Here is a 14647-nt window from a genome sequence, read left to right as displayed (position 1 = left end):
ATTTTTGAAGAATAGCAACTAGATTTTTGGTATATAACTGGTAATTTCATTAATAATGTTACTTATTTCTAATTTCTTCAGAAACCAGCAATACATAGAATACATTAACTAAGGGAAGCTAGGTGAACCGCGTATGCCGACTCACGAAATAAATGAAGAGAAACAAGTGATCATAAACTGGCTGCGGCGTTTGGGGATGGAATTCCAGACAGGTTTTATTGTGCTGAATCCAGAAGTGAAAGACCATCCGATCATCTATGCCAACCAATCTTTTTTAGAGATGAGCGGCTACGAAGAAGAGGAAGTTTTAGGGCAGAACGGCAGGTTCATGCATGGCCTTAAAACAGATAAGCAGGTTGGGCAGGAAATCAGGAAATGCATGGAATCAAAAAAAGCAGGGATTTTTGAAATCGTCAATTATCGGAAAGACGGACTTCCTTTCTGGAACGAAATCACGATCCAGCCAATTATCATGCATGAAACGGGCTTTACGTTCACGATCATGCTGCAGCGGGATATTACCGACCGCAAGCGCGCAGAAGCACTGATCAATTTGCAGCAGCAAATCCATAACGATATGGGAAAAGGCTATCTGTTGAGCTTTTTGCTTCAAAAAGCATGCGATACAGTGGAATCTTTTTTCAAAGACGATACGAAATGCACGGTGCTTTTTGTCAATGATGCCGGCTACTTTCAAGTAGGGGCCGGAAAATCGATGCCAAGTGAATTTCATGATAAAGTCGAGCAAATTCAGTCTTCTCCGGTGACGGGTACGTGCGGAGCCGCTTTCCACACCAATCAAACAGTCATAGTGGAAGACATGAAGGCGAGTCCGCTGTGGAATGGCCATCAATATCTGGTGGAGGAGCTTCACCTTACTTCCAGCTGGTCGGTGCCGATCGATGACGCAAATGACAAAGCAATCGGGACATTCGGCATCTATTTCACAGACAAGACATTGCCGACTGAAGAGGACATTGCCTTCGTGGAGCAGATTGGCTCCATTGTGTCTTTGACGGTAAGGTATTCGCAGCAGCAAGAAGAAATCTTGCGTTTAGCGTATACCGATAAAGAAACCGCTTTGCCGAACCGGAATTATTTCATCAATGAGTTAAAAGAATTGCTGGATGAAAAGAAAGAGGGCTTTGTCGCTTTCGTTTCAGCAGATGAATATATTAAAGTAGTCGACCAGTACGGCCATACTGCAGGAGATGCACTCATCCGGGAAATCGGCAAACGTTTTTTGAGAGCCGGCATGTCTGCAAATAATGTCATCGCACGCTTTTCCGATTCGACCATCGCGTTAGTCAACTTGAATCCGTTAGGCGATGTGCCTGCGTATTTAGAAAAGTTATCGCAATGTGTAATCGAACCGACCAATGTGCAAGATATGGAATTGTTTTTAACGTTAAAAATGGGCGTCGCGCTTATCACCCCAAAACAGCATGATGAGAAAGAACTGATCCGCTACGCAGACAGTGCGCTGTCGAAAGCGAAATTGCGGGCGGGAGAATCCATCTGTTATTTTGAAAATGAGCACGATGATTTCATGATGAGGGATTTGCGGATTGCCAATGAATTATCGGCAGCGTTACGACGCGAAGAAATCGATGTCCATCTCCAACCGAAAGTGGATTTGAGATCAGGCAAAATCATCAGCTTTGAAGCTTTGGCCCGCTGGAACTCTCCAGAGCTCGGCAATATTGCGCCGGATGTCTTCATTCCGGCAGCGGAGAAGAACGGGAAAATCCGACTACTGGAGCAAGTCGTTTTAAAACGCGTGCTGACATGGTTAAGGAAACGCAAAGAAATTGGACTTGAATTGCGCCAAGTCGCCATCAATGTCTCAGCTGATCATTTCTTCCACCATTCGTTCATCCCGCATCTGGTTGATAAAATGGCTGAATACGGTATTGAACATAAATGGATTCAACTCGAAATCACCGAACGCATTGGCTTCGTTGACATTGAAACCGCTCATCAAGTGTTTAAGAAATTAAACCGCTACGGATTCACAAGTTCTGTGGATGATTTCGGGACGGGCTATTCTTCGCTTAGTTATTTGCAGAAGCTTCCGGTCAATGAAATCAAGATTGACCGTTCTTTCATTTCCACTATGCACGAACAAGGGACGCTTGCAATCGTCAGAACCATCATTCAACTAGCCGAAAACTTGAATATGACGGCAGTTGCGGAAGGCATTGAAACTGAACAGCAGAGACGGATGTTAGTATCGCTCGGCTGCCGGGTAGGACAAGGGTATTTTTATTACCGTCCGATGTCGCTCGAAGAAGCCAACCTATTATAAAGAAGCCGGAGTTTTAACTTCGGTTTTTTGTTTTGTCCATTTTTCTTTTGCGGAAAACTCCAATTAACTGAAAAGTTGCAATGCTATCTACAGCCCCAAGCGGCCTAAATTTTCTGTTATACTATTTAAGATAAAGTTTGAAAAGGAGAGATGTGCCGTGGGAAAAGTACATGTATTTGATCATCCGTTGATCCAGCATAAAGTGACTTATATCCGTGATAAATCTACAGGAACGAAAGAATTCCGCGAATTGGTAGACGAAATTGCTACATTGATGGCTTTTGAAATTACGAGAGATCTGCCGTTGGAGGATATTGAAGTTGAAACGCCTGTTCAATTGACAACTTCAAAAGTGCTTTCTGGCAAGAAATTAGGCATCGTGCCGATTCTCCGCGCCGGTCTTGGCATGGTAGATGGTATTTTGAAAGTAATGCCTGCTGCTAAAGTGGGGCATATCGGTTTATACCGTGATCCGGAAACTTTGCAGCCGGTTGAATACTACTTTAAAATGCCTTCAGACGTTCAAGAACGTGAATTGATTGTCGTTGATCCGATGCTTGCTACAGGAGGATCTGCAATCGAAGCAGTGGACTCGCTTAAAAAACGTGGCGCTGTTAAAATCCGCTTCATGTGCATCATCGCAGCTCCAGAAGGTGTAGAAGCTTTGCAAAAAGCGCATCCGGATGTGGATATTTACATCGCGGCACTTGATGAAAAATTGAATGACCACGGTTACATCGTTCCAGGACTCGGAGACGCCGGAGACAGATTGTTCGGCACGAAGTAAATAGAAAAGCGGAAGCGCCTGGTCAGCTCTGACAGACATAAGATGATTCGGCGAAGCGGCGTTTTTCAGCCGCACAGCCGAAGCAGCTTATGTCCCGAAGAGCTAGGCGCTGGAGTCTGGACAATAGAAAAGCGGAAGCGCCCGTTTAGCCTTATGCAGTTGGAATTTGGACACGAAAAAGCAATAAGTCAGGTAAGCGATTGCCGGAAACAAAGGTGATCACTTTCTCACTCAAATAATATGAAAACGAGGTTGATTAGTTTGACGAAAAAGTGGAAAGTAATGACGATCTTTGGCACGCGCCCGGAAGCAATCAAGATGGCGCCTCTAGTGCTCGAGCTTCAAAAGCATCCGGAAACAATCGAACCGATTGTGACGGTAACAGCTCAGCATAGACAGATGCTCGATCAAGTGCTTGAGACATTTCAGATTACGCCGGATTACGATTTGAATATTATGAAAGACCGCCAATCATTGAGCGACGTTACGACACGTGCTCTGCTTGGCTTAGACGAAGTCATGAAAAAAGCACAGCCGGACATCGTCTTGGTCCATGGCGATACAACGACAACTTTTGTTGCCAGTTTAGCAGCGTTTTACAATCAGATTGCCATCGGCCATGTTGAGGCGGGTCTGCGTACGCACAATAAATACTCGCCGTATCCGGAAGAGATGAACCGTCAATTGACGGGCGTAATGGCTGATATCCACTTTTCGCCGACTGAAAAATCTGCGCAAAACTTGCGTGATGAAAACAAAAAAGAAGAAACGATCTACATTACGGGCAATACAGCGATCGATGCATTGAAAACGACGGTGCGCGAAACTTATAGCCATCCGATCCTTGAACAGATCGGCGATGACCGGATGATCTTATTGACAGCACACCGCCGTGAAAACCTTGGAGAGCCGATGCGCAATATGTTCCGTGCGATTAAACGGTTGATTCAAGAACACGATGACGTCCAAGTGGTTTATCCCGTGCATATGAACCCGGCTGTCCGGGAAGTGGCAGATGAAGTTTTAGGACGCGATCCACGGATCCATTTAATCGAACCGCTTGAAGTTCTGGATTTCCATAACTTCGCAGCACGTTCATTCATCATCTTGACGGATTCTGGCGGCGTCCAGGAAGAAGCTCCGTCGCTAGGCAAGCCGGTACTGGTACTTCGCGATACGACGGAACGCCCTGAAGGAATCGATGCAGGAACGTTGAAGCTTGCAGGTACAGAAGAAGAAACCATCTATTCAATGGCAAAAGAATTATTGACAGATGAAAACGCATATAAAGAAATGTCGCATGCTTCTAATCCTTACGGGGACGGGGAAGCCTCGCGCAGAATCGTTGAAGCGCTGCACACGTATTTTTCTGCGAAATAAATAGCGAAATTGTTGAGAGGACATGTTCGACACGAATTTGTCAAGAATATGTCGAAGGGTAGTTGCTTGTGAAGTTTTTCACTTCTAGTAATTGACATGATTTTACCCCTATTGTATGCTTACAAAGGGTATGCATGAGAAGGTTTTCTTACATATAGATGTTGTTCCGAAAGCCTGATGCGACTGCTCTTTTATAGGGGTAAAATGTCAAATCAAACGAAACTCGAGGGGTTTATCATGCGCCCAACAAAAAGTCCCTTACAAGCGATGGCGCTTTACAGTGCTATCCTCTCACAACTTGTCGGGTCCGTGCTCATCGGTACGTTCACAGGTATGTGGCTCGATGAACAATTCGGAACCGCCCCGCTTTTCTTAATCATCTGCTTGCTCACGGGCATGTTTGCCGGTGTGTGGGCAATGCTGCAGACCGTCCGAAAATTCGAATCAGGAGACAAATGAAAAATGGATGGACTTAGGGAGATATATACAAGACTAAAAAGAATGATTTATTTCATCCTGGCGGCTTTCGTTATTGGCTGGGGGTTTACCCCTTATCAAGAGGTGTTCGCAGGTCTGTTGATCGGAACTTTGTTCGGCATTTATAATATGTGGATTCTGGTTCGCCGGATGGAAAAATTCGACCGGGCGGTGGCAGAAGGCTCGAAGGTTCGTTCGCTTGGAACGGCATTACGGTTTGCATCGGGTGTAGCTGCTGTGGCGATGGCATTATTATTCGCAGAGCATATTCACTTGGTCAGTACAGTAATCGGGTTGATGATCCCTTATGTTCTGCTCTTGGCAGAACGGATTGTTTATCATGTGAAACACCATTAAGAAAGTGGAAAGAGAGGTGAAACTATCGTGGGTCATGAAGCTCCTATGCTTAAAGTGTTCGGGATCTGGTTTAACTTGTCGAACGTTATGATGCTCATCGTAGCCGCTGTTATCGTATTTCTAATTGCCTTCATTTCTACTCGGAATTTAAAGCTTAAGCCAACCGGCATGCAAAATTTCATGGAATGGGTTATGGATTTCGTAAAAGGGCTTATCAAGAGCAACATGGACTGGAAAGACGGCGGACGATTCCATGTTCTTGGAATTACGCTGATCATGTTCATTTTCGTTTCGAATATGTTAGGTCTTCCGTTCTCGATCATTGTCTATGGCGAACTGTGGTGGAAATCCCCGACAGCTGATCCAACAGTGACAATGACATTGGCCGCCATGGTCATCATTTTGAGCCATTACTACGGCATCAAACTCAAGGGGTTGGGAGAATACGGTGCAGGTTATTTAAAACCGATGCCATTCTTGTTCCCGTTGAAAATCATTGAGGAGTTCGCAAATACGTTGACACTTGGTCTGCGTCTTTACGGTAATATCTATGCAGGTGAAATCTTGCTTGGATTATTAGCGGGACTCGGCGGAGCTGGCGTTGTCGGCTTTGCAACGGCTATCATTCCGATGATGGCTTGGCAAGGATTCTCGATCTTTATCGGTGCAATCCAAGCATTTATTTTCGTTATGTTGACGATGGTTTATTTATCGCATAAAGTTGCCGACGACCATTGAGTATAAACTGTTCAAATTGAGCAGAAAAAAACAACTATCCTGAGGAGGACAAATTACAATGACAGGTTCATTAGGTTTATTAGCAGCAGCAATCGCAGTAGGTTTAGCAGCACTAGGCGCAGGTATTGGTAACGGTCTTATCGTTTCAAAAACAGTTGAAGGTATCGCTCGCCAGCCAGAAGCACGTGGCGTTCTTCAAACAACTATGTTCATCGGGGTTGCATTGGTTGAGGCATTGCCGATCATCGCTGTAGTTATCGCGTTCATCGTTATGAACCAATAGTAACGAAAAGCGGAAGCGCCCGTGTAGATTCGACGGGCATAAGACGGAACAGCGTTGTGGCGTGTTTGTGCCACGGGGCTGGGCCAGCTTATGACACTAGAATCTGGGCGTTGGAGTCTGGACAATGAGAAAAGCGGAAACGGCCGTTCAGCTCCGTAAGACTTAAGATGAACTTCCGAAGCGGCGCTTTTTGCCGCACAGTCTCGAAAAGCGAAGATGCCTGTTCTGCTCTGGCAGTCATAAGACAGAACAGCGAAGTGGCGCTCATTGCCACATAGCTGGGCTGGCTTATGACCGAAGAGCAAGGCAACGGAGACTGGACAAAGGGCAGCTTAAGGCCGAGGAGTTGGCCGTTGGAGTCTGGACATCGAAATCTGGACAATAACAAAGGTAAATGGCGGGAATGCTTCGGCAGGTTTTTCGCCATTTATGTTTGTATGGCCCATTTCAATTTTGAATAACCATCTTACATTAAAGATCTTATAATAGAAGAAACTGAATTTTAGGCTCTTGAAGGGAGTGAAACAATCGTGTTTTTTGATCACCTCGTACTCGGTGCATCCGGGGAGTTTTTGAACGTCGGAGATATCATCGCTACACTAGCAGTTTTCATTATTTTGATGCTGTTATTGAAAAAGTTCGCATGGGGTCCTTTGATGGGAATCATGCAGCAGCGTGAAGAATTGATTGCTAGTGAAATCGTAACGGCTGAAAACAGCCGCCAGGAATCACAAAAAATGCTTGAAGAACAGCGCACTTTGTTAAAAGAAGCGCGTACGCAAGCACAAGAAATCGTTGAGAATGCTAAAAAACAAGGCGAAGTTTCGCGTCAGGACATTATCTCGACTGCGCGTGCTGAAGCTGGCCGCATGAAAGATGCAGCTGTACAAGAAATTGCGAACGAAAGAGAAAAAGCGATTTCTGCAGTGCGCGAAGAAGTTGTGGCATTGTCATTGCTTGCAGCATCTAGAGTGTTGGAAAAAGAGATCTCTGAAGAAGACAACCGCCAGTTGATTAACGAAACGATTGCGAAGGCAGGCGAAGTGCAATGAGCCAAGTCTCAGAACGCTACGCATTAGCTTTATTCCAAATCGCTCAAAAACATGAAGTGGTTGATAAGGTAGAAATGGATTTGCGCGAAGTGAAGAAAGTCTTTGAACTGACTCCTGAGCTTTACAATCTGATTGTTTCTCCAAAATTATCAGCTGAAAAAAGAACGAACCTGATCAATGAAGTGTTCAATGGCGTAAACGTTTACGTGATAAACACACTTCAATTGATGGCTGAACGCAAACGTTTAAATGACGTCAGCGGCTTGGCTACAGAGTTCATTAACTTATCAAACGAAGCACAAGGAATCGAAGATGCAAAAGTCTATTCAATCCGTCCGTTGACGGAAGAAGAACGTGCATCGATTTCTTCCACTTTCGCTAAAAAAATCGGTAAGCAATCTTTGCGCATCGAAAACATTATTGATCCAACCCTAATCGGTGGATTGCGTCTTCAAATCGGAAACCGCATTTATGACAGCAGCATCAGTTCAAAACTGGGCCGTTTGCAGCGTCAGTTGATCGGTTAATTCAGGAAATTATGAGAGGGTGAAATACATGAGCATCAAAGCTGAAGAAATCAGTGTCTTGATCAAACAGCAGATTGAAAATTATCAATCTGAGATGAAAGTTGACGACGTCGGTACAGTAATCACGATTGGTGATGGTATCGCACGCGCTCATGGCCTCGACAACATCATGGCTGGAGAACTTGTTGAGTTCTCTACTGGTGTTCTAGGTATGGCACAAAACTTGGAAGCCAACAACGTTGGTATCATTATCCTTGGGCCTTACACAGACATCAAAGAAGGCGATGAAGTACGTCGAACTGGCCGTATTATGGAAGTACCAGTAGGACAAGAACTAATCGGACGTGTAGTAAATCCGCTTGGTCAACCGGTTGATGGTCTTGGACCGATCAACACAACTAAAACTCGTCCGATCGAAAGCCCTGCACAAGGGGTTATGGCCCGTAAATCGGTTCACGAACCACTTCAAACAGGTATCAAAGCGATTGATGCTCTAGTCCCAATCGGCCGTGGACAGCGCGAATTGATCATCGGTGACCGCCAGACAGGTAAAACTTCTGTAGCAATCGATACAATTTTGAACCAAGCTGACCAAGACATGATTTGTATCTATGTAGCAATCGGGCAAAAAGAATCTACTGTACGTAACGTAGTAGAAACTTTGCGTAAAAACGGTGCTTTGGATTACACAATCGTCGTGACTGCATCTGCATCTCAACCAGCTCCATTATTGTACTTGGCTCCTTATGCAGGTATCTCTATGGCGGAAGAGTTCATGTTCGATGGCAAACACGTTTTGATCGTATATGATGATTTGACTAAACAAGCTTCGGCTTACCGCGAATTGTCGCTATTGCTACGTCGTCCTCCAGGCCGCGAAGCATATCCAGGGGATGTTTTCTACTTGCACTCCCGTTTACTGGAACGCGCTGCAAAATTGAATGAAACATTAGGTGCTGGTTCGATTACAGCTCTTCCATTCGTTGAAACGCAAGCGGGCGATATTTCTGCTTATATTCCAACAAACGTAATTTCGATCACTGATGGACAAATCTTCCTTCAATCAGATCTATTCTTCTCGGGTGTACGTCCGGCAATCAACGCGGGTCTTTCTGTATCACGTGTTGGTGGTTCAGCTCAGATCAAAGCGATGAAGAAGGTTGCGGGTACATTGCGCCTTGACTTGGCTGCATATCGCGAGCTAGAGTCGTTCTCTCAATTCGGTTCAGACCTTGATGCAGCAACTGCAGCAAAACTTGAGCGTGGGAAACGTACAGTTGAAGTATTGAAACAAGATTTGAACAATCCAATCAAAGTTGAAAAACAAGTTGTCATCTTCTATGCATTGACTCGTGGATTCCTTGATGATATTCCAGTTCAAGATATTCAACGTTTTGAAGCTGAATTGACAAGCTGGCTGGATTCTAACCACACAGAAGTTTTAGAAACTATCCGCACTACGCAAGGTTTGCCTTCTGACGAAGCATTTGGCGCAGCAATAAACGAATTCAAACGCACATTCGCAAAATCAGAATAAGAGAAACTCCACATTCAGCAGCAACTTAGGGAGCTGCTGAATGGAAGTGCCTCAAACAGACTTTCGTTCGGACTAGAAGAAAAAATAATAAGGTGGTGAAATACCAGTGGCATCTTTACGCGATATAAAAAACCGTATTACTTCAACCAAGAAAACAAGCCAGATCACAAGAGCGATGCAGATGGTTTCTGCGTCGAAGTTGAACCGTGCTGAATTGAATGCGAAAGCATTCGTTCCATACATGGAAAAAATTCAGGATGTTGTCGCTTCAATCGCGGCCGGATCGAACGATACGAGCCATGCAATGATGACGACACGTCCAGTACAAAAAACAGCTTACCTTGTCATCACTTCGGATCGTGGGTTAGTAGGCGGATACAATAGTAATATTCTTCGTACAGTGATGAGCAAAATCCGTCAGCGCCATACCTCAAATGACGAGTTCGTTATCTTAAGTATTGGCCGTAAAGGACGGGATTTCTTTGCTAAGCAGGGAATGACGATTCTTGATAGTGCAATCGCACTTCCAGATCACCCGAGTTTCGCTGATATTAAAGAAATAACGCGCAAAGCTGTTGGTATGTTCTCAGATGGTACGTATGATGAAGTTTATATGTACTACAATCACTTTGTCTCTGCTATTCAGCAAGAAGTTACCGAAAAGAAAGTTTTGCCATTAACGGATATCGAAACGACTGGTTCAACTGCTTCTTACGAGTTTGACCCATCAGCCGAAGCGATTTTGGAAGTTCTTCTTCCCCAATATGCAGAAAGCTTGATTTTTGGTGCAGTTCTTGACGGTAAGGCAAGTGAACACGCTGCGTCCATGACCGCTATGAAGAGCGCAACCGATAATGCAAGTGAGTTGATCGATGGATTGACTCTTTCATATAACCGTGCCCGCCAAGCAGCGATCACTCAGGAAATCACTGAAATCGTCGGCGGAGCAGCCGCGTTAGAATAGAAAAGTGCAAGCGTCCATCTAGCCCCGACGGACTTAAGATCCCGAAGAGTTTGGCGCTGAAGCCTTGAATAATAAGAAAAAAAGTAAGACAGGAGGGAACAGCATGAACACAGGACACGTTCTTCAAGTTATGGGTCCGGTTGTAGACGTTAAGTTTGCGAATGGCCAACTTCCAGCAATCTACAACGCCCTAACTGTATATATTGATCGTCCAGGCCAACAACAAGTGAAATTGACACTTGAAGTGGCGCTTCACCTTGGTGATGATTCAGTACGCACAATTGCGATGGATTCCACCGATGGATTGCAACGTGGTTCAGTAGTAACCGATTTAGGCAGTGCTATCACTGTTCCAGTTGGAGAAGTGACTTTAGGCCGCGTATTTAACGTACTAGGAGAAGTAATCGACTTAGGGGAAGAAATTCCAGCAACTGAGCGCCGTAACCCGATTCACCGTTCAGCACCGACTTTCGAACACTTATCCACAGAAGTTGAAATTCTTGAAACAGGTATCAAAGTAGTTGACTTGCTTGCTCCTTATATCAAAGGTGGTAAAATCGGTCTCTTCGGTGGTGCCGGTGTAGGTAAAACAGTTCTTATCCAAGAATTGATCAACAACATCGCACAAGAACACGGTGGTTTATCCGTATTCGCTGGTGTTGGTGAACGTACACGTGAAGGAAATGACTTATTCCACGAGATGAGCGATTCTGGCGTTATCAAGAAAACATCAATGGTCTTCGGCCAAATGAACGAGCCGCCTGGTGCACGTATGCGTGTTGCCTTGACTGGTTTGACAATGGCAGAATATTTCCGTGATGAGCAAGGCGCAGACGTTCTTTTGTTTATCGATAACATTTTCCGTTTCACACAAGCAGGATCTGAAGTATCTGCCCTATTAGGACGTATGCCTTCAGCGGTTGGTTACCAGCCGACACTTGCTACTGAAATGGGTCAATTGCAAGAGCGTATTACGACTACAAGCACAGGTTCTGTAACATCTATCCAAGCGATCTATGTACCAGCCGATGACTATACGGATCCGGCTCCGGCTACAACTTTCGCTCACTTGGATGCGACAACTAACCTTGAGCGTAAACTATCGGAAATGGGTATTTACCCAGCGGTGGATCCTTTGGCTTCAACTTCACGCGCTTTGTCGCCTGAAATCGTTGGTGAAGAACACTATGCAATTTCCCGCCAAGTTCAAGAAACGCTTCAGCGTTACCGCGAACTACAAGATATCATTGCCATCCTTGGTATGGATGAGTTAAGTGATGAGGATAAGCTGACGGTTAACCGTGCACGCCGCATCCAAAACTTCCTTTCTCAGAACTTCCACGTTGCTGAACAGTTCACAGGCCAAAAAGGTTCTTATGTTCCCGTTCAAGAAACGATCAAAGGATTCAAAGAAATTCTTGCTGGTAAATACGATCACTTGCCGGAAGATGCTTTCCGTCTAGTTGGACGTATCGAAGACGTTATTGAAAAAGCTAAAAGCATGGGCGTAGAAGTCTAAAACAAGGGACCAGGAGGGGAAAAAATGAAGACCATTACAGTCAATATTGTCACTCCCGACGGCCCGGTATACGATTCAGAAGTTTCTATGGTAATAGCAGTTACAGCGACAGGCGAGATGGGTATCTTGCCTGGCCATATTCCTACAGTAGCTCCTCTTGGCATCGGTGCAGTCCGATTAAAGAAAGAGAACTCGACTGAATTAGCAGCTGTAAGCGGCGGATTCTTAGAAGTTCGTCCGGATAAAGTGACGATTCTTGCTCAGTCTGCAGAACTTGCGACAGATATTGATCTGGCGCGTGCACAAGAATCTGCAAGACGTGCAGAAGCGATGCTTCAGGCGAATAAAGAAGAAGTCGACTTTCAACGTGCTGAACTAGCATTAAGACGTGCGAAGAATCGTATCAACGTTTATGAGGGTAATATTTAATGACGGAAACGGAAGCGGCTGTTCAGTTCTGATGGATAGAAGACAGAATAGTGAAGTGGCATCTTTTGCCGCAAAGCTGAACTGGTCGATGACCTGAGGAGCTAGCTGCTAAAGTTTGGACATTAAATAAAAAGAGTAGAATTTCACGAGCGGGCAGAAGGGCAATTGACTTTTGCCCGCTTTTTTAAATAGGAGGGGATCAGTTAAATGGAGACCGCCATTGGGCAGCAAGCCCTCATTTCAATATTCAGCCATATCTTTTTTACAGGTGTCGCTTTTTACGCATTGCGTGCCGTGATGTTTGAGAAATGGATTCGCAAGCAGCATGTGCTGCAAGCTCAAATCCTTTATATCTTTCTCAGCATTGCCATTGGAACTGCGGTATCGACTTTCTTTTTGAATATCTCTTCATGGTCAAGACAATTGCCTTATCTATTCTAGGTTTGCTAGTTTGCCATGAGAGCGATTTTCGCCCATATGGCAAAACAGCAAACCTTTTATTGTTATTTCCCGGGAAATAACTAAAAGCATGTTTATCTCTTAAGAATAAGGGAAATTTAAGTTTGTAATCAAAATGTAATATATAATTTTCTAGGACGGACATAAGGACTCGGTATTGTACGAATGATATACTAACTGGATAATATAACTACTAAAATGAGCGTTAAGTTACTTGTATATTTAATAAAAAACGGGTATTATGGAAAAGGTTTTGTTTCTAAACTATGACATTGGACTTTAAAGGTACATATAGATGAATATTTAACATATGGAGGGCATATCAGTGGATCAGATTATCGTTAAAGGCGGCCAAAAATTAAAAGGGAAAGTTCGGGTAGAAGGGGCTAAGAATGCAGTTTTGCCAGTTCTTGCAGGAGCACTTCTCGCATCAACAGGAAAAAGCATTATTAAGGAAGTACCTAATCTAGCAGACGTTTATACCATTCAAGAAGTGCTTAAAAGCTTAAATGCTTCGATTGAATACTTCCCTGAAAAGAATGAAATGGTGATTGATTCATCAGAAACATTATCTAGTGAAGCGCAATTTGAATATGTGAGAAAGATGCGTGCTTCAATTTTGGTGATGGGGCCGTTGCTTGCGCGTAATGGATTCGCTAGAGTTGCTTTGCCAGGTGGGTGTGCAATCGGTTCTCGTCCGATTGATCAGCATTTAAAAGGATTTGAAGCGATGGGCGCTCAAATCACTTTTGGAAACGGTTTTGTTGAAGCGAATGTAAATGGAAGACTTCGCGGAGCAAAAATCTATCTTGATTTCCCGAGTGTCGGCGCAACAGAGAACATCATGTCAGCAGCTGCTTTGGCTGATGGTGTAACCATCATTGAAAATGCGGCAAAAGAACCGGAAATCGTAGATTTAGCGAACTACATCAATGAAATGGGCGGCCGCGTAGTAGGTGCGGGTACAGATACGATGCGCATCGAAGGAGTAGAAGAATTGCACGGTGCAGTTCATTATATTATTCCTGACCGTGTTGAAGCTGGAACGTTCATGGTGGCTGCTGCCATCACTGAAGGCGATGTTATTATCGAAAATGCAGTGCCTGAGCACATGGCTGCATTGATTTCTAAAATGGGTGAAATGGGTGTCGAAATCAAAGAGGAAGAGGAAGGATTGCGCATCCGTGCTTCTCGTCCGCTTCGCTCGATTGATATTAAGACAATGCCGCATCCAGGATTCCCGACAGATATGCAATCACAGATGATGGCGTTGATGTTGACGGCAACTGGAAATGGCATCTTGACAGAAACTGTTTTCGAAAATCGCTTCATGCACGTGGAAGAATTCCGTCGCATGAATGCAGCAGTTAAAATTGAAGGACGCTCAGTCATCATGGAAGGCCCTTCACAGCTGCAAGGAGCAGAAGTTGCAGCAACGGACCTTAGAGCTGCAGCAGCATTGATACTAGCAGGACTGGCAGCTGACGGCATCACACGCGTTAACCAGTTGCAGCATTTAGATCGTGGCTATGTGAATTTCCATTCGAAACTTGCCGCTTTGGGAGCAGATATTGAACGTGTATCGACAGTGGAAGCTGAAGTCAAAGAAAAACAAACGGTCTAATTCTCTTATCATTTATTTTTCTTCTAATAACCCGTGAGGCAACTTTGCCTCATGGGTTTTATTGTTTTTGATTTTAGAAGCGCATCGCTCCAAATCAATATCACAAAATTTTGGTTCTACACTAATTGTTGGGGTGTTGAAACAATTCGGCCCAAAAAAAGACACGCAATCTCCAAATTCTTTTATACTTGAAATGTCGAATAACA

General features: G+C 44.4%; 15 protein-coding genes. All 15 read left to right on the top strand.

Annotated features, from left to right (window positions below; genetic code table 11):
• The first annotated feature begins 133 nt into the window (after nt 1–133).
• Nucleotides 134–2308: a bifunctional diguanylate cyclase/phosphodiesterase gene (locus AC2EXB_RS15165; RefSeq protein ID WP_483602205.1), complete on the top strand. Its 2175-nt coding sequence runs from the start codon at nt 134–136 to the stop codon at nt 2306–2308.
• A 157-nt stretch (nt 2309–2465) separates the two neighbouring features.
• Nucleotides 2466–3095 (top strand): uracil phosphoribosyltransferase, encoded by a 630-nt coding sequence (gene upp, locus AC2EXB_RS15160; RefSeq protein WP_235197082.1) that lies wholly within the window; start codon nt 2466–2468, stop codon nt 3093–3095.
• A 261-nt stretch (nt 3096–3356) separates the two neighbouring features.
• Nucleotides 3357–4475 (top strand): non-hydrolyzing UDP-N-acetylglucosamine 2-epimerase, encoded by a 1119-nt coding sequence (wecB, locus tag AC2EXB_RS15155; protein WP_483602204.1) that lies wholly within the window; start codon nt 3357–3359, stop codon nt 4473–4475.
• Between the two features lie 237 nt (nt 4476–4712).
• Entirely contained in the window at nt 4713–4934 is a 222-nt protein-coding gene (locus AC2EXB_RS15150; RefSeq protein WP_052654389.1) for an AtpZ/AtpI family protein, read from the top strand.
• Nucleotides 4935–4937: 3 nt separating this feature from the next.
• Complete coding sequence (locus tag AC2EXB_RS15145) at nt 4938–5309, top strand: ATP synthase subunit I (protein ID WP_235197080.1); 372 nt, start codon at nt 4938–4940, stop codon at nt 5307–5309.
• Between the two features lie 27 nt (nt 5310–5336).
• A complete protein-coding gene (gene atpB, locus AC2EXB_RS15140) occupies nt 5337–6047 on the top strand; it encodes a F0F1 ATP synthase subunit A (protein WP_483602203.1) in 711 nt (236 codons plus the stop codon).
• A 58-nt stretch (nt 6048–6105) separates the two neighbouring features.
• Entirely contained in the window at nt 6106–6330 is a 225-nt protein-coding gene (gene atpE, locus AC2EXB_RS15135) for a F0F1 ATP synthase subunit C (protein ID WP_006829234.1), read from the top strand.
• A 530-nt stretch (nt 6331–6860) separates the two neighbouring features.
• Nucleotides 6861–7382 (top strand): F0F1 ATP synthase subunit B, encoded by a 522-nt coding sequence (atpF, locus tag AC2EXB_RS15130; protein ID WP_052650688.1) that lies wholly within the window; start codon nt 6861–6863, stop codon nt 7380–7382.
• Entirely contained in the window at nt 7379–7909 is a 531-nt protein-coding gene (locus tag AC2EXB_RS15125; protein WP_483602202.1) for a F0F1 ATP synthase subunit delta, read from the top strand. Before atpF ends, AC2EXB_RS15125 begins: the two co-directional genes overlap by 4 nt.
• 28 nt (nt 7910–7937) lie before the next feature.
• Nucleotides 7938–9446, top strand: coding sequence for a F0F1 ATP synthase subunit alpha (atpA, locus tag AC2EXB_RS15120; RefSeq protein ID WP_052650690.1), 1509 nt, complete (start codon nt 7938–7940; stop codon nt 9444–9446).
• A 106-nt stretch (nt 9447–9552) separates the two neighbouring features.
• Nucleotides 9553–10410: an ATP synthase F1 subunit gamma gene (gene atpG, locus AC2EXB_RS15115; RefSeq protein WP_235197076.1), complete on the top strand. Its 858-nt coding sequence runs from the start codon at nt 9553–9555 to the stop codon at nt 10408–10410.
• A gap of 103 nt (nt 10411–10513) precedes the next feature.
• Nucleotides 10514–11929 (top strand): F0F1 ATP synthase subunit beta, encoded by a 1416-nt coding sequence (gene atpD / locus AC2EXB_RS15110; RefSeq protein WP_251475640.1) that lies wholly within the window; start codon nt 10514–10516, stop codon nt 11927–11929.
• A 24-nt stretch (nt 11930–11953) separates the two neighbouring features.
• Nucleotides 11954–12358 carry a F0F1 ATP synthase subunit epsilon gene (locus AC2EXB_RS15105; protein WP_235197075.1) on the top strand — a complete coding sequence of 135 codons (405 nt, stop codon included), beginning with the start codon at nt 11954–11956 and terminating at the stop codon, nt 12356–12358.
• Nucleotides 12359–12565: 207 nt separating this feature from the next.
• Nucleotides 12566–12799 carry a DUF1146 family protein gene (locus tag AC2EXB_RS15100; protein ID WP_235197074.1) on the top strand — a complete coding sequence of 78 codons (234 nt, stop codon included), beginning with the start codon at nt 12566–12568 and terminating at the stop codon, nt 12797–12799.
• 343 nt (nt 12800–13142) lie between these two features.
• Nucleotides 13143–14441 carry a UDP-N-acetylglucosamine 1-carboxyvinyltransferase gene (murA, locus tag AC2EXB_RS15095; protein WP_483602201.1) on the top strand — a complete coding sequence of 433 codons (1299 nt, stop codon included), beginning with the start codon at nt 13143–13145 and terminating at the stop codon, nt 14439–14441.
• Nucleotides 14442–14647 lie beyond the last annotated feature (206 nt).

The sequence above is a fragment of the Planococcus alkaliphilus genome (assembly GCF_057031095.1).
The sequence above is the reverse complement of the archived record's forward strand: the minus strand, read 5'-3'. Positions and strand labels throughout refer to the sequence as shown.

Bases quoted from the DNA above. Each gene is read 5' to 3' on its own strand.
- AC2EXB_RS15150 (WP_052654389.1), top strand. From the start codon at position 4,713: ATGCGCCCAACAAAAAGTCCCTTACAAGCGATGGCGCTTTACAGTGCT.
- AC2EXB_RS15165 (WP_483602205.1), top strand. From the start codon at position 134: ATGCCGACTCACGAAATAAATGAAGAGAAACAAGTGATCATAAACTGG.
- AC2EXB_RS15100 (WP_235197074.1), top strand. From the start codon at position 12,566: ATGGAGACCGCCATTGGGCAGCAAGCCCTCATTTCAATATTCAGCCAT.
- AC2EXB_RS15125 (WP_483602202.1), top strand. From the start codon at position 7,379: ATGAGCCAAGTCTCAGAACGCTACGCATTAGCTTTATTCCAAATCGCT.
- atpA (WP_052650690.1), top strand. From the start codon at position 7,938: ATGAGCATCAAAGCTGAAGAAATCAGTGTCTTGATCAAACAGCAGATT.
- AC2EXB_RS15145 (WP_235197080.1), top strand. From the start codon at position 4,938: ATGGATGGACTTAGGGAGATATATACAAGACTAAAAAGAATGATTTAT.
- atpE (WP_006829234.1), top strand. From the start codon at position 6,106: ATGACAGGTTCATTAGGTTTATTAGCAGCAGCAATCGCAGTAGGTTTA.
- AC2EXB_RS15105 (WP_235197075.1), top strand. From the start codon at position 11,954: ATGAAGACCATTACAGTCAATATTGTCACTCCCGACGGCCCGGTATAC.
- atpD (WP_251475640.1), top strand. From the start codon at position 10,514: ATGAACACAGGACACGTTCTTCAAGTTATGGGTCCGGTTGTAGACGTT.